Annotated in this window: 18 protein-coding genes; 6 read left to right on the top strand and 12 right to left on the bottom strand. The window is 74.9% G+C overall.

Annotated features, from left to right (window positions below):
- The first annotated feature begins 70 nt into the window (after window positions 1–70).
- On the top strand, window positions 71–757 hold the full coding sequence (locus tag AB0N76_RS10605; RefSeq protein WP_363555362.1) for a copper homeostasis protein CutC: 687 nt from the start codon (window positions 71–73) through the stop codon (window positions 755–757).
- A gap of 47 nt (window positions 758–804) precedes the next feature.
- Here AB0N76_RS10605 and AB0N76_RS10600 read toward each other — a convergent pair whose 3' ends face one another.
- Window positions 805–2,856: an AAA family ATPase gene (locus AB0N76_RS10600; RefSeq protein WP_363555360.1), complete on the bottom strand. Its 2,052-nt coding sequence runs from the start codon at window positions 2,854–2,856 to the stop codon at window positions 805–807.
- Between the two features lie 291 nt (window positions 2,857–3,147).
- Between AB0N76_RS10600 and AB0N76_RS10595 the strand changes: the two genes are divergently transcribed.
- Window positions 3,148–3,312, top strand: a complete 165-nt coding sequence (locus tag AB0N76_RS10595) for a hypothetical protein (protein ID WP_363555358.1) — start codon at window positions 3,148–3,150, stop codon at window positions 3,310–3,312.
- A 6-nt stretch (window positions 3,313–3,318) separates the two neighbouring features.
- Here the strand turns inward: AB0N76_RS10595 and AB0N76_RS10590 are convergent, their stop codons facing one another.
- Together AB0N76_RS10590 and AB0N76_RS10585 are read right to left on the bottom strand one after the other, a co-directional pair.
- Entirely contained in the window at window positions 3,319–4,956 is a 1,638-nt protein-coding gene (locus AB0N76_RS10590; protein ID WP_363555356.1) for a DNA repair helicase XPB, read from the bottom strand.
- Window positions 4,957–5,049: 93 nt separating this feature from the next.
- Window positions 5,050–5,454 (bottom strand): hypothetical protein, encoded by a 405-nt coding sequence (locus AB0N76_RS10585; RefSeq protein WP_363555354.1) that lies wholly within the window; start codon window positions 5,452–5,454, stop codon window positions 5,050–5,052.
- A 113-nt stretch (window positions 5,455–5,567) separates the two neighbouring features.
- Between AB0N76_RS10585 and AB0N76_RS10580 the strand changes: the two genes are divergently transcribed.
- Window positions 5,568–5,837, top strand: coding sequence for a hypothetical protein (locus tag AB0N76_RS10580; protein WP_363555352.1), 270 nt, complete (start codon window positions 5,568–5,570; stop codon window positions 5,835–5,837).
- Between the two features lie 30 nt (window positions 5,838–5,867).
- On the opposite strand, the gene AB0N76_RS10575 is transcribed toward AB0N76_RS10580, so the two are convergent.
- The gene (locus AB0N76_RS10575) at window positions 5,868–8,372 is read right to left on the bottom strand and encodes a helicase-associated domain-containing protein (RefSeq protein ID WP_363555351.1); all 2,505 of its coding nucleotides are present in this window, start codon (window positions 8,370–8,372) and stop codon (window positions 5,868–5,870) included.
- A gap of 574 nt (window positions 8,373–8,946) precedes the next feature.
- On the opposite strand from AB0N76_RS10575, the gene AB0N76_RS10570 reads away from it, so the two are divergent.
- A complete protein-coding gene (locus AB0N76_RS10570; RefSeq protein ID WP_363555349.1) occupies window positions 8,947–9,663 on the top strand; it encodes a hypothetical protein in 717 nt (238 codons plus the stop codon).
- A gap of 39 nt (window positions 9,664–9,702) precedes the next feature.
- Here AB0N76_RS10570 and AB0N76_RS10565 read toward each other — a convergent pair whose 3' ends face one another.
- Entirely contained in the window at window positions 9,703–10,158 is a 456-nt protein-coding gene (locus AB0N76_RS10565; RefSeq protein WP_363555347.1) for a MarR family transcriptional regulator, read from the bottom strand.
- Between the two features lie 261 nt (window positions 10,159–10,419).
- On the opposite strand from AB0N76_RS10565, the gene AB0N76_RS10560 reads away from it, so the two are divergent.
- Window positions 10,420–11,574: an alpha/beta hydrolase gene (locus tag AB0N76_RS10560; protein WP_363555346.1), complete on the top strand. Its 1,155-nt coding sequence runs from the start codon at window positions 10,420–10,422 to the stop codon at window positions 11,572–11,574.
- 30 nt (window positions 11,575–11,604) lie between these two features.
- On the opposite strand, the gene AB0N76_RS10555 is transcribed toward AB0N76_RS10560, so the two are convergent.
- The 6 genes from AB0N76_RS10555 to AB0N76_RS10530 form a co-directional block, all read right to left on the bottom strand.
- Window positions 11,605–12,588, bottom strand: a complete 984-nt coding sequence (locus AB0N76_RS10555; RefSeq protein WP_363555344.1) for a helix-turn-helix transcriptional regulator — start codon at window positions 12,586–12,588, stop codon at window positions 11,605–11,607.
- A gap of 142 nt (window positions 12,589–12,730) precedes the next feature.
- Complete coding sequence (locus AB0N76_RS10550) at window positions 12,731–13,297, bottom strand: potassium channel family protein (protein WP_363555343.1); 567 nt, start codon at window positions 13,295–13,297, stop codon at window positions 12,731–12,733.
- Window positions 13,294–14,646, bottom strand: coding sequence for a hypothetical protein (locus tag AB0N76_RS10545; protein ID WP_363555342.1), 1,353 nt, complete (start codon window positions 14,644–14,646; stop codon window positions 13,294–13,296). Before AB0N76_RS10545 ends, AB0N76_RS10550 begins: the two co-directional genes overlap by 4 nt.
- Window positions 14,647–14,795: 149 nt before the next feature.
- Window positions 14,796–15,107: a Sec-independent protein translocase subunit TatA gene (tatA, locus tag AB0N76_RS10540; protein WP_363555341.1), complete on the bottom strand. Its 312-nt coding sequence runs from the start codon at window positions 15,105–15,107 to the stop codon at window positions 14,796–14,798.
- A gap of 276 nt (window positions 15,108–15,383) precedes the next feature.
- Window positions 15,384–16,022 (bottom strand): methyltransferase domain-containing protein, encoded by a 639-nt coding sequence (locus tag AB0N76_RS10535; protein WP_363555339.1) that lies wholly within the window; start codon window positions 16,020–16,022, stop codon window positions 15,384–15,386.
- A gap of 224 nt (window positions 16,023–16,246) precedes the next feature.
- Window positions 16,247–17,803: an MFS transporter gene (locus AB0N76_RS10530; RefSeq protein WP_363555337.1), complete on the bottom strand. Its 1,557-nt coding sequence runs from the start codon at window positions 17,801–17,803 to the stop codon at window positions 16,247–16,249.
- Window positions 17,804–17,912: 109 nt separating this feature from the next.
- On the opposite strand from AB0N76_RS10530, the gene AB0N76_RS10525 reads away from it, so the two are divergent.
- The gene (locus tag AB0N76_RS10525; RefSeq protein ID WP_363555335.1) at window positions 17,913–18,527 is read left to right on the top strand and encodes a TetR/AcrR family transcriptional regulator; all 615 of its coding nucleotides are present in this window, start codon (window positions 17,913–17,915) and stop codon (window positions 18,525–18,527) included.
- A gap of 21 nt (window positions 18,528–18,548) precedes the next feature.
- Here the strand turns inward: AB0N76_RS10525 and AB0N76_RS10520 are convergent, their stop codons facing one another.
- Window positions 18,549–18,866 carry a cupin gene (locus AB0N76_RS10520; protein WP_363555333.1) on the bottom strand — a complete coding sequence of 106 codons (318 nt, stop codon included), beginning with the start codon at window positions 18,864–18,866 and terminating at the stop codon, window positions 18,549–18,551.
- Between the last annotated feature and the right edge of the window lie 137 nt (window positions 18,867–19,003).

The following is a 19,003-nucleotide window of genomic DNA, read 5'->3' as shown; positions in this document are numbered from 1 at the left end:
CCGTCGGCGGTGCGTCCGGGTGGGTGCACGGGGGTCGCCGGGGGCGGTGCGATGTGGCAGGCTATCTGATATGTCTAGACCAATTTTCGAAGTCATCGCGCTGACGCCCCAGGACGCCCAGGCCGCCGAGTCGGGCGGCGCCGACCGGCTCGAACTGGTCACGGACATGGCCGCCGACGGGCTCACCCCCGCGGTCGAGGACTTCGCCCGGATCCGGGCCGCCGTCGCGCTGCCGCTGCGCGTCATGCTCCGGATCCGGGACGGCTTCGCGCCCGGCGACCTGGACGAGCTGCGTGCCCGCGCCGCCGCCCTGCGCGCCGAGGGCGCCGACGAGTTCGTGTTCGGCTTCCTCGGCGCCGACGGCAAGGTCGACCTGGCCGCCACCGAGGCCGTCGCCGAGGCGGTGGCCGGCTGCCGCTGGACCTTCCACCGGGCGATCGACCACAGCGCCGACCGGGCCGCCGTCCGCGCGGCCGTCGGCGCGCTGCCCGGCCTGGACACCTTCCTCACCTCCGGCGCGGCCGGCGGCGTGGACGCGGGCAAGGACGTCCTGCTGGCCGAACTGGCCCGGGCCGGCGAGTCCGGCTACGGCCAGCGGATCCTGATCGGCGGCGGCCTGCGCGCCGAGCACGTGCCCGGGCTGCGGGCGGCCGGCTTCGACGCCTTCCACGTCGGCGGCGCGGTGCGGGCCGCCGGCTGGAGCTCGCCGGTGGACGCCGCCAAGGTCGCCGAGTGGCGGGCGCTGATCGACGGCTGAACCCGCCCGGGGCCGACCCGCGGCAGCGGGCCGGCCCCGGCACGGCGTTACCGCAGCTGCTCCGGCAGCGGCTCCGCGTGCAGCACCTCCAGGCCGGAGACCGCGCGGGTCAGCGCCACGTACAGCCGCCGCAGACCGGTCCGCTCGTCCGGCTCGCCCGCGACCACCGCGGCCGGCTCGTCGAGCACCACGTAGTCGTACTCCAGCCCCTTGGCCAGCGAGGCGGGCACCAGCGTCAGCCGGGCCTGCGCACTGGTCTCGGCGCCGGGTGACAGGTGCGGCAGACCGGCCGCCGCCAGCGCCTCGGCCAGCACCGGGATCCGCGCGTCGGCCGCGATCAGGCCGGTCGAGCCCTCGTGCCCGAGCGCCCGTCGGCAGGCCGCCACGACGGCCTCCGTCCGCTCCTCCTCGGCCACCTGGCTGACCGTCAGCGAACCCGGCGCGGTCCGCACCGAACCGGCCGGGGCCAGGCCCGGGGCGATCGACGGCAGCAGCCGGGAGGCGTAGGCGATGACCTCCTCCGGCACCCGGAAGCCCTTGGTCAGCTCCTCGATGTGGGCGGCCGGCTTGCCCAGGTGGTGCAGCGCCTCCGGCCAGCTCGCGGTCGCCCAGGGGGTGGTGCCCTGGGCGAGGTCGCCCAGCACGGTCGCCGAACCGGTGGTGCAGCGCCGGCCGACCGCCCGGTACTGCATCGGGGAGAGGTCCTGCGCCTCGTCCAGCACCACGTGGCCGAGCGAGGCGGTGCGCTGCACCAGGTCCGTCGCCTCGTCGACCAGGACGGCGTCGGCGGCGGTCCACTTGGCGGTCTTCACCGAGCGCCCGGGCTTCGGCCAGCGCACGGCCGCCTGCTCCTCGGCGGTCAGCACGCCGTCCGCGCAGGCGGCCAGGAACTCCGGCTCCGACAGCAGCCGCAGCACCAGCTTCGCCGGATCGACCGCCGGCCAGCACTCCTTGACCACCGCCTTCACCGCGGCGTTGCGGGCCACCGCGTCCTGCACCCGGTCGTCCGGGGCCTCGCCGCCCTGCTCCATCTTCAGCAGCACGGCGTGCGCGATCCGCTGGGGCAGGGCGTCCCGGGCGGCGCCGTAGCGGATCTCGCGGTCCTTCAACTCCTCGACGATCGCGGCCAGTTCGTAGGCCGGGACGCGCCAGCGGCGGGAGCCGCGGACCACCACGCACGGCTCGGTGGGCACCGTGATGCCGGACCGGACCGCCCGGCGCAGCACCTCCGCCATCCGGGCATCGCCCTTCAGCCGGGCCGCCTGGGCCGAGTCCTCGCCGCGCACCTCGACGTGCCCGACCAGCTGCTGCACGGTGGCCTGCGCGACGTCGAGCTCGCCGAGCGCGGGCAGCACCTGCTCGATGTAGGAGAGGAAGGCGTTGTTCGGGCCGATCACCAGGGTGCCGGTGCGGGCCAGCCGCTCGCGGTGCGCGTACAGCAGGTACGCGACGCGGTGCAGGCCGACGGCGGTCTTGCCGGTGCCGGGGGCGCCCTGCACGCAGAGCGTCCCGGAGATGTCGGCGCGGACGATCTCGTCCTGCTCCGGCTGGATGGTGGCGACGATGTCGCGCATCGGGCCGACGCGCGGCTTCTCGATCTCGGCCGCCAGCAGCGCGGAGGAGGTCTCGTGCTCGGCCGGGTCGGTGAGGTGCTCGTCCTCGTAGGCGGTCAGCTCGCCGCCGGTGTAGCCGAACCGGCGGCGCCGCTCGACGTCCATCGGCTCGGTGCGGCTGGCCCGGTAGAACGGCTGGGAGACCGGCGCGCGCCAGTCGATCACCATCGGGTCGCCGCCGGCGTCGTGCACGTGCCGGCGGCCGATGTAGAAGCTCTCCCCGCCGGATCCCTCGCTCAACTCCTCGCTGATCGCGTGCAGGTAGTCGAGCCGGCCGAAGAACAGCGGGGTGTGCGAGAGGTCGGCCAGGGCGGCGATCCGGGCCTCGATCTGGTTCTGCAGGACGACGGCGGTGACCCAGGTGCCGGTCACGTCGCGGATGTCCAGCGACTCGACGTCCTCGCGCATCGCGCGCAGGGCGGCCCGGGAGGCCGCCAGGTGGTCGCGTTCGCGCTGCAGGGGGTCGGTGGTGGGGGTGGCGGGCACAGCGAACCTTTCCGGCTGCCCCGGAGCCGGGCGCAGCGGATCGTAGGAGCTCACGGTGGAATCGGTCAGCCGGTTGCCGAACGGCCGACGCCTCCCCCGGCTGCCTGCGCGACTACAGCAGGTACCACGGTTCGGGAGGGGGCAGACGGACGATCTTAGCCGCCGCCCGCCCCCGGGTTCCACCCCCGACGTCCTCCGGGGCCCCCGTACACCCGCAGGACGATCCCCGCCCGGTCGGATACGGCCTTCGGAGTGACGCCCGCGCCGCACCCGTTTCCTACGGTTGGAGGCATGAACGACAGACCGCACCGCACCCGTACCGCCACCCCCGCCGGCGCCACCGCCTCCTCGGCCCGCCGCCGCCACCCCCTGGGCACCGCCGTCCGCAACGTCGGCATCGCCCTGGACACCGCCGCCCGCGTCATCCTGCTCGGCCGCGACGGTGTCCGGTACTGACCCCCGCTACAGCACGTCGTCGGCGTCGATGATGCGGTAGGCGTAGCCCTGTTCGGCGAGGAAGCGCTGCCGGTGGGCGGCGAAGTCCTGGTCGACCGTGTCGCGGGCGACCACGGAGTAGAAGTGGGCGGCGTGGCCGTCGGCCTTGGGGCGCAGGACGCGGCCGAGGCGCTGGGCCTCCTCCTGGCGGGAGCCGAAGGTGCCGGAGACCTGGATGGCGACGGTCGCCTCGGGCAGGTCGATGGAGAAGTTGGCGACCTTGGAGACGACGAGGACGCCGATCTCCTTGTTGCGGAAGGCGTCGAACAGCTTCTCGCGCTGGGCGTTGCTGGTCTCGCCCTTGATCACCGGGGCGTCCAGGGCCTCGCCGAGCTCGTCGAGCTGGTCGATGTACTGGCCGATGATCAGGGTCTGGTCCTTCTCGTGCTTCTTGACCAGGGCCTCCACCACGCGGCGCTTGGTCGCGGTGGTGGCGCAGAAGCGGTACCGCTCCTCGGGTTCGGCGGTGGCGTAGGCGAGCCGCTCGGAGTCGGTCAGGGTGACCCGGACCTCGCAGCAGTCGGCGGGCGCGATGTAGCCCTGCGCCTCGATCTCCTTCCACGGCGCGTCGAAGCGCTTCGGGCCGATCAGGCTGAACACGTCGCCCTCGCGGCCGTCCTCGCGGACCAGGGTGGCGGTCAGGCCGAGCCGGCGGCGGGCCTGGAGGTCGGCGGTGAACTTGAACACCGGGGCCGGCAGCAGGTGGACCTCGTCGTAGACGACCAGGCCCCAGTTGCGCGCGTCGAAGAGTTCCAGGTGGGCGTAGACGCCCTTCCGCTTGGTGGTCATCACCTGGTAGGTGGCGATGGTGACCGGGCGGATCTCCTTCTTGGTGCCGCTGTACTCGCCGATCTCGTCCTCGGTGAGCGAGGTCCGCTTGACCAGTTCGTGCTTCCACTGGCGGGCCGAGACGGTGTTGGTGACCAGGATCAGCGTGGTCGACTTGGCGTGCGCCATCGCGGCCGCGCCGACCAGCGTCTTGCCGGCGCCGCAGGGCAGCACGACGACGCCCGAGCCGCCGTGCCAGAAGCCCTCGACGGCCTGCGCCTGGTACGGGCGCAGCTGCCAGCCGTCCTCCTCCAGGTCGATCGGGTGCGCCTCGCCGTCCACGTAGCCGGCGAAGTCCTCGGCGGGCCAGCCGAGTTTGAGCAGCACCTGCTTGATCTGGCCGCGCTCGGAGGGGTGCACGACCACGGTGTCCGGGTCGAGCCGGGCACCGACCAGCGGGACGATCTTCTTGGAACGCAGCACCTCCTCCAGCACCGGGCGGTCGGTGCTGGTGAGCACCAGGCCGTGGGTGGGGTGCTTGACGAGCTTGAGCCGCCCGTACCGGGCCATGGTGTCGGCGACGTCCACCAGCAGCGCGTGCGGCACCGGGTAGCGCGAGTACGTCACCAGGGCGTCGACGACCTGCTCGGCGTCGTGGCCCGCGGCGCGCGCGTTCCACAGCCCGAGCGGCGTCACCCGGTACGTGTGCACGTGCTCCGGCGCGCGTTCCAGTTCGGCGAACGGCGCGATGGCGCGGCGGCAGTCGGCGGCTTTGGGGTGGTCGATCTCCAGGAGAAGAGTTTTGTCGCTCTGGACGATGAGCGGTCCGTCGTTCACGCGGGGGAGCCCTCCACTGGCTGACAGGTCTGTCGGGCGTCGGTCAGGACGCCGACCCTCCAGTGTCGCGCATCCGGGCGGGTGGGCGGAGGGCTACTTCCACTCGTAGAACTTGCCGGTGGACTTGCCGTCCGCGCTGACCTCGTACTCGAAGAGGCCGACGACGTGGTTGAGGCGGTCGAAGACGGCCGAGGAGGTGGAGAAGAAGAGCGAGCCGCGCCAGCTGGTGCCGCCGCCCTCGGTGAAGTGGCCCAGGCCGATGCCGTGCCAGGTGACGGTCTGGCCGTCGGCCGTCATGTCGACGCCCTGGCCCTCGCCGTGGAGCAGGCCGTCGGCGCCCAGTTCGGAATCGTAGGTGCCGAAGCCGGTGACCGCGGTGCCGTAGTAGTTGCCGGTGCCCTCGAACGAGACCTCGACGACGACGTGGCCGTCCTCGGCGGCGAGGACGCGTCGGCCGGTGTCGTGACCCTGGGTCTCGCCTAGCAGATCGCCGAGCATGATGACTCCTTTCGTCACCCCCTGCTTCCGGAGTACGCCGCCGGGCGGGGGGAGTCAAACGGAGCGGACGGGTGGGCGGTGACCGGGGCGGGGGCCGGTCGTTAGAGCAGGGCATGAACAAGTCGAAGCGCGTCCTCACCGCTCTCGCCCTCGCCGGTACGGCCTTCGCCGCCACCGCCTCCTCGGCCACCTCCGCGCACGCCATCGCGGGCATCGGGGAGGGGCCGGGCGGCCCGCTCGCCGCGCCCGGGTTCCTGCTCGCCGACCTGACCACCGGGGGCGGGGCCGGGATGCCGATCGGGCAGGGCGACCTGGCGGCGATGGCGGAGAAGGCGATGAAGGAGAAGCAGGCCGAGCAGGCGGCCCAGCCGCAGGGTCACTGACCCGGCGGGGTCACCGGGAGCGGCGGGCCGTCACTCGTCGAGTTCGGCGACGCCGGTGATCCGGTGCAGCGCGAAGGTGCGCAGCTCGCCGTCGTGGTGGTCGAAGGCGGTGACGAAGCCGCCTTCGACCTTCACCGGGTCGATGATCCGCTGGCTGGCGAGGCCCTCGGCGTTGAGGTAGCCGATCCACATCCGCTCCCCGAGCAGCACCGCGGTCTGCAGGGCGGCGAGGGTCTCGGCGGCGGCCGTGCGCGGCAGTTGGCGCCCGGCAGGGACGGCCGGCTCGCGGCGGACGGCGGTCGCGGCCCGGTCGCCGGCCCGGATCGCCTTGATGGCGGCGGCGAGCAGGGTGTCGTCCGGGGTGGGCGGGCCGTCCGGGACCGGCGTCGGGGCGGTCCGGGGCGGGGTGCGGTGGCTGTCCGGGCGGGTGATCAGCACGTCCCCGTCGGCGGACTCGGCGGCCGGCGCGTACCCCATGGTGCGCAGGGTGGCGAGCAGGACGTCCGGCGCGGCCTGGGCGGCCAGCACGGTGGGGGCGAGCAGCCGCAGCCGCAGGTCGGCGGCGCGGCGGTCGGCGAGCACCTCGCCCAGCAGGGCCGGGTCGTCGCAGCGCAGGTACGAGGAGGCGGCGCCGACCCGCAGGATGCCGTGCCGGCGGGCGACGTCGTCGATCAGGTAGCCGAGCGGCTGCGGGACCGGCGTGCGGGAGTGCTGCTCCAGGAAGGCCCGCAGGTCGGCGGCGGTGCGGCCGGCGTCGAGGGCGCGGCGGACCGACCCGGGGGTGAACCGGTAGACGGTCGCGCCGCCCTTGGACTCGATGTCGGCGCAGAGCGCGAGCGCCTGGGCGAGCGGGGTGAGCAGCGGGCCCGGGGCGATCGCGGTGAGGTCCGGCTGCAGGATGACGTGGTCGAGCGGCTGCGGCAGCAGCGGGGCGAGGACGGCGGCCGGGTCGGCCTCGGCGGTGAGCAGCGCGCGGGCGGGGGCGGCGAGGGCGCCGCGGCCGGTGACGCCGAGGAGTTCGGCCTCGGCGAGGGTCCAGGCGGTGATCCGGTCGCGCAGGTCGTGGCCGTCGGGGGCGACCGGTCCGCCGCGCAGCGGGCGCTGCCAGCGCAGGGTGGGCAGCAGCTCCTCGGCGGTGGCCGGGGTGCCGGGCGGGAGTTCGGCGAGCAGAGCGAGGGCGGCGCGGCGGACGGCCGGGGCGAGGGTGCGGTCCAGCTCCGGGCCGAGGACGGCGCGCGGCTTGCCCTTGCTGTCGGCGGTGCCGGCGAGGGCGGCGACCCGGGTCGCGGTGAGCCAGGCGTGGGCGAGGACGGCCCAGCGGTCGGCGGTGGCCAGGCGCAGCCACTCGTCGAATCCGGGGGTCGGCGCCCAGCGTTCGTCGGCCTCGCCGTCGGGGGCCAGCAGGCCCGCGGTGTAGGCGAGTTCGATCCAGAAGGCGGCGAGCTGCTCGGTGGTCTCCAGGGCCTGCGCGGTGCGCTTGAGGTCGCGGACGCCGAGGCCGCCGGCCCGCAGGGTGGGCGGCGGGGTGAGGCCCCAGAGGTCGAGGAGCTCCTCGACGGTGCGGACGGCGGTGTGCGCCTGCCCGGCGGCGGCGCCGTCCACCGCCTTCGGGTCGCGCGGCGGGGTGGCGGGGCCGGGTTCGGGCTGGACCGGTTCGACGGTGCGGTGCGAGCGGCCGCCGCGCAGGTGCAGGGCGAGTTCGCGGGGCAGCACGACGCTGCCCGGGCTGGTCGGCAGCAGCAGGCCGCGGGCGAGCAGCCATTCGACCGGGCTCTGCGCGTCCTCGGCGGTGACCGGGCGGGTGGCGTCCGGGACGGTGCCGGTGGGCGGGCCCCAGACCAGCCGGTCGAGCAGCCGCAGGGCGGCTTCGGGGGCGGTGGCGAGCAGTTCGGCGCAGCGGACCCGGTCGGCGAGCAGCGCGCCGAACGCGGCGACGGCGGTGACCGGGTCGGGGGTGGCGGGCTGTCCGGCGGAGGCGAGCAGCTGCTGCAGGCGGGCCGGGGACATGCCGGTGCTGGCCTCGGCGAAGGTGGGGCCGAGGCCGGTGCGGCCGGGGTTGGCGGCGGTGGGGGCGAGCGCCTCGCGGGCGGCGATGACCAGTCGCAGACCGTTGTCGGGGCCCCAGAGCAGCGCGCGGTCGCGCAGGGTGGCCAGCGCCCGGGGGAGGGCGGCGGCGACGGCGGACCGGTCGGCGGCGCTCAGCGGGGTCGCGGCGGGGTGCGGTTTGACCTTGACCGGCCCGGCGAGCAGGGTGCGGACGGCGGCCGGGGTGGCGCCGTCGGGGAGCGCGGCGAGCGCCTCGGCGACCTGCAGGGTGAACCGGTCCAGCCGCTCCAGCGCGCGCAGGGCCGAGGCGCGGGAGGAGAGCCGGGCGGCGAGCTGGGTGAGGTCGCCGGGCACGGGGTTGAGCAGGTCGGGGCGGGACCGGAGCAGGGCGGCGAGGTCGTCGTCGGGCCGGGTGCGCAGCTCCTCGGCGAGGGTGCGGGGGCCGGCGGCGGACTTGGCCTGGCGTTGGGGGCCCTGCTGTGTGGTCATTCGACCTAGGTTAGTCGGGCGGCGGCGGGGTGGGAGGGCCTCGGCGGCGGGGTCCCGGCGTCGGGGTCCCGGCGGGGACGGCTGAGGCGGGCACCGGCGGGAGGGCTGACGGGGGCACTGCCGGGGCGGCTCCGACGGGTGTGCCGATGGGGCGGTTCGGCTCGCGCGGCGGGGCGGCGGGTGGGTACCGTCACGATCGGCGAGGATGGCGCCGCGTCCGGACGCGTGTCGGGTCCGGTTCGGCTCGGGCAAGGCGGGGTGTGTGGGGATGTCGGACGGCGAGTGGTGGCGCAAGCGGGGGCCCTGGAGCGAGCCACCGGGCACCTCGGGGTCCACGGGCCCGGGCGGGGGTGGCGACGGGGACAGCGTGTACGCCCAGCAGCCGGCGCCCGCCGTGCCGCCGCGCCCCTCGGAACCGCCGCGCCCCGCTGCTCCGCCGTCCGCCCCGCAGTCCGCTCCGTTGCCCGCCCCGTCGTCGTCGGATTCCTCGTCGACCGGGTTCCTGCCGCGGCCGAAGCGCTCCGGTGCTCCGGGCGGACGGGACGGGGGTGACGGGGCCTCGCCGTGGTCGACGGTGCCGGTCGAGGACGCTCCCCAGGACCCGGAGGCGCTGCCCCCGGCGTACCGCGCGGTGAGCACGGGCGTCTGGGACTACGTGACGATCGACTTCGGGGACGGCGCGGTCACGTCCAATGTGCCGATCCCCGGGCAGCGGAACGCTCCTGACGATGCGGCGGAGCCTGCGGAGGGCGCGGCGGCAGCGGCGGACGCGAAGGACGGGGCGGACGGGCCGCCCGTCGCCCCGCCGGAGGGGAAGAAGAAGGCCAGGGGGCGGAAGGCCAGGGCGGCCAAGGCGGCCGAGGCCGCCCGGGCCGCCGCCGACGCCGCCGCGAAGCCGGCCAAGGCCGGTGCGCCGGCCGGTCGCCGCCGCCCCGCGCCGTTGCTGCTGCTCGCCGCCGCCGTGCTGATCGGCGGCACCGTCACCGGCCAGCTGATCGCGATGCTGGTCGGCTGGGCGCTCGCCTACCTGTCCCGCCATCTCACCGACTTCACCCGCAAGTTGGCGGTCTTCGGGATCCCGATGATGACGATCACCGGCAGTTCGCTCTGGTTCTGGGGCCGCGCCCAGGGCCGCTGGGGCACCGGGCTGCAGCCGGGCGAGCAGGCCACCCAGGCGGTCTGGAACGCCGCGCCCGGGGTGCTGCGGGTGGCGGCGGTGCTGTCGGCGGTCTTCCTGCTCGGCATGTCCCTGCGCCGCCGCCCCGCCCCACCCCCGGAGCCGGGCCAGTAGCCGCCGCGCGGCCGCGGCCTCGGCCCTGCCCCCGGCCCGTTACAGCTCGTCGTAGATCCCGGCGAGCCCGCGCAGGACTCCGGTGACGGCCTCGACGGTTGCCTCGTCCAGGTCGGCGACCAGGGCGCCCAGCTCGGCGTAGAGGGCCTGTTGGCGCTGGAGGTGGCGTTCCCGGCCGGCCGGGGTGAGGGTGACGAGCACCGAGCGGCGGTCGTCGGCGGTCCGTTCGCGGGTGACGTAGCCCGCGTCGACCAGGCCGTTGACCAGCTGGGTCGCCGCCGCCGGGGTGGTCTCGGTGCCGGCCGCGAGCCGGCTGACGGTGAGCGGCCCCTCGTCGGCGAGGACGCGCAGGGCGCGGGCGTGGGTCAGCGAGAGGGCCTGGGGGCTGCGGGTGGCGCGGCCGCGCAGCCGGGAGTCGGCGGCGCTGAGGCTGTACGCGGCGCGGGCGAGCGCGTCGAGGGCGGCGGTGCGGTCGGCGTGCGGGTCGGCGGTCATGGGTCGATCTTCCCCCGTCCTCCGCCCGTCGTCCTCGCGCGCTTCCCGGGCCGTCTCGTGCCCTTCTTCCGGCGGGCGCGGGTTGACAGCCCCATATATGTAAGTACTTAATGATTAAGCACTTATCAATCGACGCGGACGCGTCGGAAGCCCCGGAACGGAGCGCGCCATGACCATGCGAGCGAACGGGCAGAGCTGGGTCCTCGACATCGCCCTCGCACAGGGGGCTTCGACGCCCTGCACCCGCAGGCCAAGGGCACGATGGAACAACTCGGCCACGACCACACCGACTTCGACAAGGTCTTCGCCCTGGTGCGGAGCGGCGCGATGCTGCCCAAGGCCTGGTCCACCGTCGCAGCGCAGGCCGAACGCCGCGCCGCCCACCACGAGCGCGGAGGCTTCGGCCGCACCGCCGCCGACCTCTACCAGCGGGCGGCGGTGATGTGGGGGCGCGCCCAGTACTCGATCCTCGACGCGGCCGACCCGCGCAAGACGGCGTTCCGCGAGCGGGCCAACCACTGCGTGGCGCGGCTCGGCGAACTGCGCGGCAACCGGGTCCGCCGGGTGGTGCTGGACTTCGAGGGCGAGCACATCCACGCCCTGCTGCACCTGCCGTCCGGGCGGGTCGAGCAGGCCTCCGCCGTCATCCTCGGGCCGGGGATGGACATGATCAAGGAGGACTACATCCACGCCGCCGAGCGCTACTACACCTCCCGGGGCATGGTCGCGCTCTCCGTCGAGGGCCCCGGCCAGGGCGAGTCGCGGGCCCGGGGCCTGACCGTCGATCTCACCAACTTCGAACGGTCGATCGGCCGTTACATCGACTACCTGACCGGGCTGCCGGAGGTCGACCCGGCCCGGATCGGCATGTTCGGCATCAGCATGAGCGGCTACTGGGGCCTGCGGGCGGCCGCCACCGAGCCCCGGCTGGCCGCGCTGGCCGCCTTCGAGAGCGTCACCGGCGACTTCGACACGATCTTCCGCCGGGCCCAGCCGAGCTTCAAGCGCAACTTCATGTTCATGGCCGGGTACACGGACGAGGCCGCCTTCGACCGCGAGCTCGCCGACCGCCTCCCGATCGGCGACCTGGTCGGCCGGATCGCCTGCCCGGTGCTGGTCGGCATCGGCGAGTTCGACGAGCTGACCCGGCTCGAACAGGCCATCGCCAACTACGAGTCGATCCGCGCGCCGAAGGAACTGCGCGTCTACGAGGATGAGTTCCACCCGCTGGGCGGGGTCGCCGCCGAAGTGTTCCGGTTCGGCGCGGAGTGGCTGGAGCGCGCCCTGGCCGGCGAGCTGGCCGAGCCGGGCCGCGACGTCCGCCACTACGTCCGGGCCGACGGCGGCACCACCGACGGCACCGCCCACCCCGACTGGTGGCTCGGCACCGACCCGGTTCCGGCCGCCACCCGCTGACGCCGGCGCGGCCCCGGGGCGGGGTGGCCGCTACAGCCACCCCGCCTTGGCGGCCCGGACGCCCGCCTGGAAGCGGCTGCGGGCGTCGAGGCGCTCCATGAGGTCGGTGGCGATCCGGCGGGCGGTGCGCGGGGAGACGCCGAGGCGCTTGGCGATGGCGTCGTCGGTGTGCCCCTCGGCGAGCATGGTGAGGGTGGCCTGCTCCTGCGGCGTCAGCCCGTGCTCGTCGGTCGGGGTGGCGGCGCCGAGCGGCCGGCCGGTGGCCCAGACGGTCTCGAACAGCGCGCAGAGCGCGGTGAGCATGCCCTGGCCGGTGAGGACGACGGCGCCGGCGGCGGAGTCGTCGCTGCGGACCGGGATGACCGCCGTGGTGCGGTCGAAGATGATCATGCGGGTGGGCAGTTCGGCCACGGTCCGGACCTGGCCGCCGAGCCCGGCCAGCCAGGTGACGTACTCGACGGTGTGCGCGCTGTTGCGGACGCTGTCCAGGTAGACCGTGCGCATCCGGACGCCGCGTTCCAGCAGGTCCTGGTTGAGCGGCTTGGCGGCCTCGATGGCCTGCGGCCGCTGCGCGCCGCCGGGGGCGAAGGTCATGGCCTCGGTGCGCAGCTCCCGGGTGAGGGAGGCCAGCCGGTCGCGGATCTCGTCCAGGCCGACGAGGTGCTCGACGTCGGGGTGGCCGACCGTCGGGCGCAGGTCCGCGTAGTCGGCGATCAGCTGGGCGGCGGCCACCCGGGAGGCCTCGACGCGCTGCTGCTGGGCGGCCAGCTCGGCCTGCTGCCGGGCCATCAGGATCTCCATCCCGATGTCCGGCGAGACGGCCCGCAGTTCGCCCGCGCGTTCGGCGGAGGGGCGGAGCAGGGCCAGCTCGCTCAGCGTGTCGAGGGCCGCGCGGATCTGCTCCTCGGTCATCGACAGGCTGCGGGCCAGTTCGGCGACGCCGTCCTGCGGACGGGCGAGCATCTCCCGGTAGACCGACTCCGAGGAGCCGTCCAGGCCGAGCGTCGTGAGCACCTCAATCACCCCCCGGTGTGAACTCTCGTTCGATGTGCGCATGCGATCGTTCCACAGGCGGGCAGCCGGGGCCAGAGGGGACGGGTGGACACTTCAGGCCAGTCGGCGGCCCGGTGGCGGGCGTGCCGGCCGGCCCGCGTGATCAGCCCCGGTCGTGGCGGTGGGCGCGGGTCTCCATGCCGTTGCGGACGGTCCGGTTCAGGGCGCCGGCGGCGGCCGCCAGGAAGACGAAGTTGTAGGCGATCTGCAGGATCACCACCAGCCGGGGCCCCTGGCCGGCCGGGGTGATGTCCCCGTAGCCGATGGTCGCCATGGTGACCACCGTGAAGTACAGCGCGTCCAGCCGGGTCTCCAGCCCGGCGAACTCGCCCGGGTGGTCGGCCAGGACGTAGTAGGTGGCGGCGAAGACGGTCAGCGAGAGGCAGATCAGGAAGGCCAGCCAGACCCCTGGCCGCCGGCCGGTGCCGCGGATGCTGTCGACGATCCGGGACAGCAGCAGCAGGGTCAGCACGGTCAGCACCGCGCCGAAGAGCAGCCAGCTCAGCACCGGCCGGTGGTCGCCCAGGGCGCGCAGCGGCAGCGTGAAGTAGCCGAGCATCAGCAGCGCGAACGAGCCGAGCAGCAGGCCCCAGGCCCGCAGGTCGACGCGGTCCGACGGCGCGGGGTGCTCCGACGGCGCGGGGTGCCGCTCCGGCCGGTCGCCCGTCACGCCGGGTGCCCCGCACCGCCGCCCGGCTCGTCCAGGAACTCCAGCACCGCCAGCACCGCCACCAGCCCGAGGGCCAGGCAGAGCGTCACCAGCGCGGTCGGGTAGCTCCAGAGCAGGAACGCCAGCGCCGCGCCGGCCACCGCCGCCCAGCCCAGCCAGGCCTTCCACCGGTGCACGAAGCGGCCGACCGGCCCGAGCCGCAGGCCGGCCCGCTCGGCGGCGTTGCGCACCGCGCCCAGCCCGGACCCCCACATGCCCCGGACCGTCCCGGCCCACCGCCCGGCGCCGCCGATCCAGGCGCCCAGCGCCACCAGCAGGCCGAGCGCGACCACCACCCGGACCGCCGAGCGCAGGTACCGCACCAGCGTGTCGTACACCGCCTGCGCGGCCGCCTGGTCCACCCCGGCCGGCAGCTTGTCCAGGTAGACGGTGCGGAACACGGACAGCCCGATGCCCAGCAGCAGCGCCCCGCCGGCCATGCCCAGGGCGGCCGTGACGGCGGCCCGGCGCCGGCGGACCGCCAGCAGCACGCCGCCGACCGCGCAGGCCACCGTCAGCACCGGCAGCCAGAAGCCGGCCAGGTCCAGCAGCCGGAAGCCGGTGCGGACCTTGGGGATCGCGTCCGACTGGACCAGGGTGTACTGGGTGTGCACCTCGGGGATCTTCGCGGCGACCGACAGGCCGTCGTCCACCAGCCGGGTCTTCACCCGGTCGATCAGCGGTGCGAGGTCGAGTACGACGGTGTCGTCCTTGATCTCGACGGCCCCGCCGCCGTGCCCGGTCAGCATCTTCTCGACGGCCGCGTGGGCGTCCCGGTTGACGTCCGTCCAGATGGTGTCGAACGCGTCGCTCCGCACCAGCCGCTGGACCTGGCCGTGCACGAAGCCGGTGAGCCCGCTGGTCAGCGCCTGGCCGATGCCGCCGAGCAGCGCGCTCAGCCGGGGCCGGTCGTCCGGGGCGACGGAGTCCAGCAGCGAGTCGACCGGCAGGTACTTCATCACCTCGTCGGTCACCCGGTCGGTGACCGCCGCCTGGACGGCCGGGTCCCGGGCGAGCGGAGCCATCGTGGCGACGTAGCGGTCGGTGTCGGTGATCTGGGACTTGGTCCAGACGGCGGCGACGCTCAACGGCGTCAGCACGCAGGCGATCAGCACCAGCAGGACGGCGAAGGAGGAGCGGACCCGGTGGTGCCGGGGCGCCCGGGCGTGCAGGCGGGCCGTCAGCTGCGCCTCATGGGCCTCGACGGCGCTGAGGCGGGCGCGCAGCTCGGCGAGCTCGTCGGGCCCTCCGGGGCGGCCGGGGCGGCCGGGTTGGTCGGCGGCCCGGTCGGACGGCTCGTTGGGCGCCATGACTGACTCCGTTCCTCCGGTCGGTGCATACCAGGAGATAACGGATCAAAAGGGACGGCCAGTCGAGCCGTAGCCCTGGAGTAGGGCCGGACACGACGAAGCCCCCGCCACGGGGGCGGGGGCTTCGGCCGACTGCGGGCCGCCGGGACTCAGGCGGTCGTGGTGGACTTCGGCTGCTCGGTGGCCTTGGTCACCGTGGTCGGGTTGACGGCCGGGCGGGCCTGCTCGGCGGCCGGCTGGGCCGGAGCGGCGGCGCTCTGCGCGGTGCTCTGCGCCGTACCCTGGGCGGCGTCGGCGGCGGGAGTGTCGTCCTCGCGCATCGCCTTCGTCTCCGCCTTGAGGATCCGCATCGACTTGCCGAGGCCGCGGGCCATCTCCGGCAGCTTCTTCGACCCGAACAGCAGGATCACGACAGCCAGCACCACGAGCACGTGCCAAGGCTCAAGACCGTTACGCAGCATCCCTGGCCACCGGTCCTTTCTCGTCTAGAGTCACACGTCACAGTTGGGCAAACCGCCCGACCCGGCCAGTATGCCTGCCCATGACGGCGAACGTATACACCGGTCGGGAAACGCTGGTCAAAAACCAGATGTTGCGGGGACGGACGAAGGTGCCCGCCGCCGGAGGGCCGTTGGCGGACGGCCGGTCCGGGGGGTTGGAACCGGCCGGTCGTGCGTCCACGGAATGGCCGGATCCCGCCGTCGCTCGCGCCGTTGGTGGCGGGGTCGGCCGGGTGGTCAGTCCCGGCGGGCGATCAGATAGCCGCGGCGGGTCTCCGCCTCCTCCGGGTACGGGCCGCGCTCCAGCCGGGCCGTCACGGTGAACCCGGCCTCGGCCAGCAGTCCGGCCACCGCCCCGACCTCCAGGAAGTGGAAGTCCACGTCCACCGGGTGCCCCCACCACTCGTCCAGCCGCCGCACCTCGGTGCCCAGGTGGAACGCCACCAGCAGCACCCCGGACGGCCGCAGCACCCGCCGGATCTCCGCGAAGGCGGGCCGCAGCTCCTCCGGTTCGAGGTGGATCACCGAGTAGAGCGCCACCGCCGCGGCGAACTCGCCGTCCGCGGCGGGCAGCCCCAGCAGGTCCCCGACCCGGAACTCCACCCCGGGGTGGTCCCGCCGGGCCACCGCGACCATGGCGGGCGACAGGTCCACCCCGACCGCCGTCGCCCCGCGCTCCGCCAGCCATCCGGCGACGTGCCCCGGCCCGCACCCGAGGTCCGCCACCACCCCGCCGCCGGCCTCCTCGACCACCACCCCCAGCAGCGCCCGGTCCACCACCTTGTACGCGAGCTCGCCCCCGATCCGCTCCCGGTACTCCTCCGCGACCGCGTCGTAACTGGCCCGCACCCGCCCGTGCTTCCCGTCGTTGGTCATCCCGGCACCCTGCCACCCCCACCCCCCTCCCCGCACCCGGATAACCCCGGAGCGGCCCCGGCAAGCGGTCGGCCACGGTGGTCGGCATCGCGGAGTACCGGCGGCTGACCCGGCTCGACGGCCGGCGCGGGTAGTCCCCGGGCGCGGAGAACGCGGCAGCCCCCGGCCCGGGTGGGGGCGGGGGCTGCGATGACGCGCGGTGGGGGATCGGGTGGGGGGTCGGCTCAGGCGGCCGTCGGGACCGCTTCCGGGGCCGGCGTCGGGGCCGGGGTGGCCGGGAGGTGGCGGAGCAGGCGGTAGGCGAGGAGGGCGGCGCCGGCCGCGCAGAGCAGGCCGACCACGGCGGCGACATGCAGGCCCTGCACAAAGGCGGTGCGGGCGGTGTCGAGGAGGTCGGTGCCGAGTCGGGCGGGCAGCTGGGCGGCGACGGTGACCGCGCCGCCGAGGGTGTCCTGGGCGGCGTGGGCGGCCTCGCCGTCCAGGCCCGCCGGGAGGGCGCCGTCCAGCCGGGAGCGGTAGACCGCCGCGCCGGCCGCGCCGAGCAGCGCGATGCCGAGGGAGCTGCCGAGCTCGACGGCGGTCTCCGAGGTGGCGGAGGCGGCGCCGGCCCGTTCGACGGGGGCGGCGGAGACGACCATCTCGGCGGTGAGGGTCATGGTGCCGACGGTGCCGGCGGCCAGCACGCCCGCCGCAGTGAGGATGAGCGCCAGCGGGGAGTCCGCGCCGACCAGGGTCATCATCGCGAAGCCGGTCGCGCCGATCAGGAAGCCGCCGGCCATCAGCACCGCCGGGCGGACCTTCCCGGCCAGTGCCGAGCTCAGGCCGACCGACGCGCCGACGCCCACGCTGGGGACGAGCGACCAGAGCGAGGCGGTGAGCGGGCTCATGCCCTTGACCAGCTGCAGGTACTGCGAGGTGAAGAGGGCGAAGCCCATCATCGCGAACATCGCCACGGTGTTGACGCTGATCGCCCCGCTGAACGCGCGGATCCGGAACAGGTCCAGGTCGAGCAGCGGGTCGGCGGCGGTGCGCTGGCGCCGGTAGAAGGCGAAGGCGAAGGCGAGGCCGGTCGGGACGGCGAGGGCGGGCAGGAGGCTCCAGCCGTCGACGGCGAGCGTCTTGACGCCGTAGACCAGCGGCAGGATCGCGGCCAGCGAGAGGACGGCGCCGAGCAGGTCGAAGCCGCCGCGCCGCGGAGAGCGGTACTCGGGGAGCAGGACCGGGGCGGCGAGCAGGACCAGGACCATCACCGGGACGGCGGGCAGGAAGGCCGACCCCCACCAGAAGTGGTCGAGCAGCAGTCCGCCGGCGACCGGGCCGAGGGTGGCGCCGGCGGTGAGGACGCCGCCCCAGGCGCCGAGGGCGATCTGGCGCTGCTTGGCGTCGTGGAACAGCGTGCGGATCAGCGCGAGGGTCGAGGGCATCACGGTGGCCCCGGCGGCGCCCAGCAGGGCGCGGGCGGCGATCAGCTCACCGGCGCTGTCCGCCTGGGCGGCGAACAGCGAGGCGCCGATGAACCCGGCGGCGCCGAGCATCAGCAGCCGGCGGCGGCCGATCCGGTCGCCCAGCGAGCCCATGGTGATGAGCAGTCCGGCGAGCAGGAACGAGTACATGTCCATGATCCACAGCTGTTCGGTGCCGCTCGGCGCCAGCGTGGTGGAGATGTAGGGGACGGCGAAGAAGAGCACGCCCATGTCCATGGCGAGGACGAGGGTCGGGAGCAGGAGGACGGCCAGGCCGATCCATTCGCGGCGGCCGGCGCGGCCGGTGGTTGCGGTCATGGGGAAGACAGTACGGGCGTGTCAGACGCTTGTCTAGTACGTTCGTCTCAATCGATCGTGCGAGACGTGCGTGCAAGACATTCGTCTTGATCGGACGTAGCATCGGGGCATGGGAAATCGTGAGGACCTCATGGCCGGCGCCAAGCGCTGTCTGCTTGAGAAGGGCTACGGGCGCACCACCGCCCGGGACATCGCCACCGCCTCCGGGGTCAGCCTGGCGGCCATCGGCTACCACTTCGGTTCCAAGGAGGCGCTGCTCAACGCGGCGCTGATCGAGGCGACCGGGGAGTGGGGGGCGGTCGTGGGCGAGGTGGTGGCCCGGGCCGACGCGGCGTCGGACGATCCGGCGGAGCGGTTCGTCGCGGTCTGGGACGGCGTACGGGAGACCATCGCCGAGCACCGCGGCCTCTGGGCCGCGCAGTTCGAGGCGATGGTCCAGGTGGAGAAGATGCCGGAGCTGCGGGCGGCGCTCGCCGACGTGCAGAAGCACGGGCGGCTCGGGCTGTCCGCCCTGTTCCAGGGGTTGCCCGAGGTGCCGGACACCGAGGAGGAGCTGTCCCGCGGCATCTTCTACCAGGCGCTGTTGCTGGGGATGGCCGGGCAGTGGATGGCCGCGCCCGAACTGGCCCCCACCGGGCGGGACTTCCTGCGCGGCCTGGAGCTGGTCGGCGCCTCGGTGCTGAAGCCGAAGGGCGACCCGGCCTGGCACGGGCCGGCTGACTGACGCCGGGCCGGAGCCCGCCGCTCAGGTGGTGACCGCGGTCAGCAGCACCACCGAGTCGACGTGCGCGAGCAGCCCGTGCCGCTCCTGCGGGACGGGCTGCAACTGGCCCGCCGACAGTTCCTCGTGCCGTCCGGCGATGGTGAGCGAGACCCGGCCGCGGAGCACCTGGAGGCTGGCGGCGGCCGGCGCGTTGTGCTCGTCGAGCGAGGTGCCCGCGGTCAGCGCGATCACGGTCTGCCGCAGGACGCCGTCGTGCAGCACCAGGTGGGCGCTGCGGCCGTGCGGGCTCTCGGCGGCCCGGGCGGCCTGCTCCGTGACGAGCTGTTCGAGATCGACCATCGCGCGTCCTCCTGCGCGGGCGGGCCGGGGTGCGACGGTGTGCCGGGCCCGGCCGGGGCGGGGCCCCTGCGGCCCAGCGTCGCGGACCGGCCCCCGGCCCGCACGCCGAGCGGCGGTCGCGGGTCGGCGCGGGGCCG

The organism is Kitasatospora sp. NPDC093806 (genome assembly GCF_040683335.1).
Taxonomy (GTDB): Bacteria; Actinomycetota; Actinomycetes; order Streptomycetales; family Streptomycetaceae; genus Kitasatospora.
This window is presented reverse-complemented; position numbering and strand designations above follow the sequence as displayed.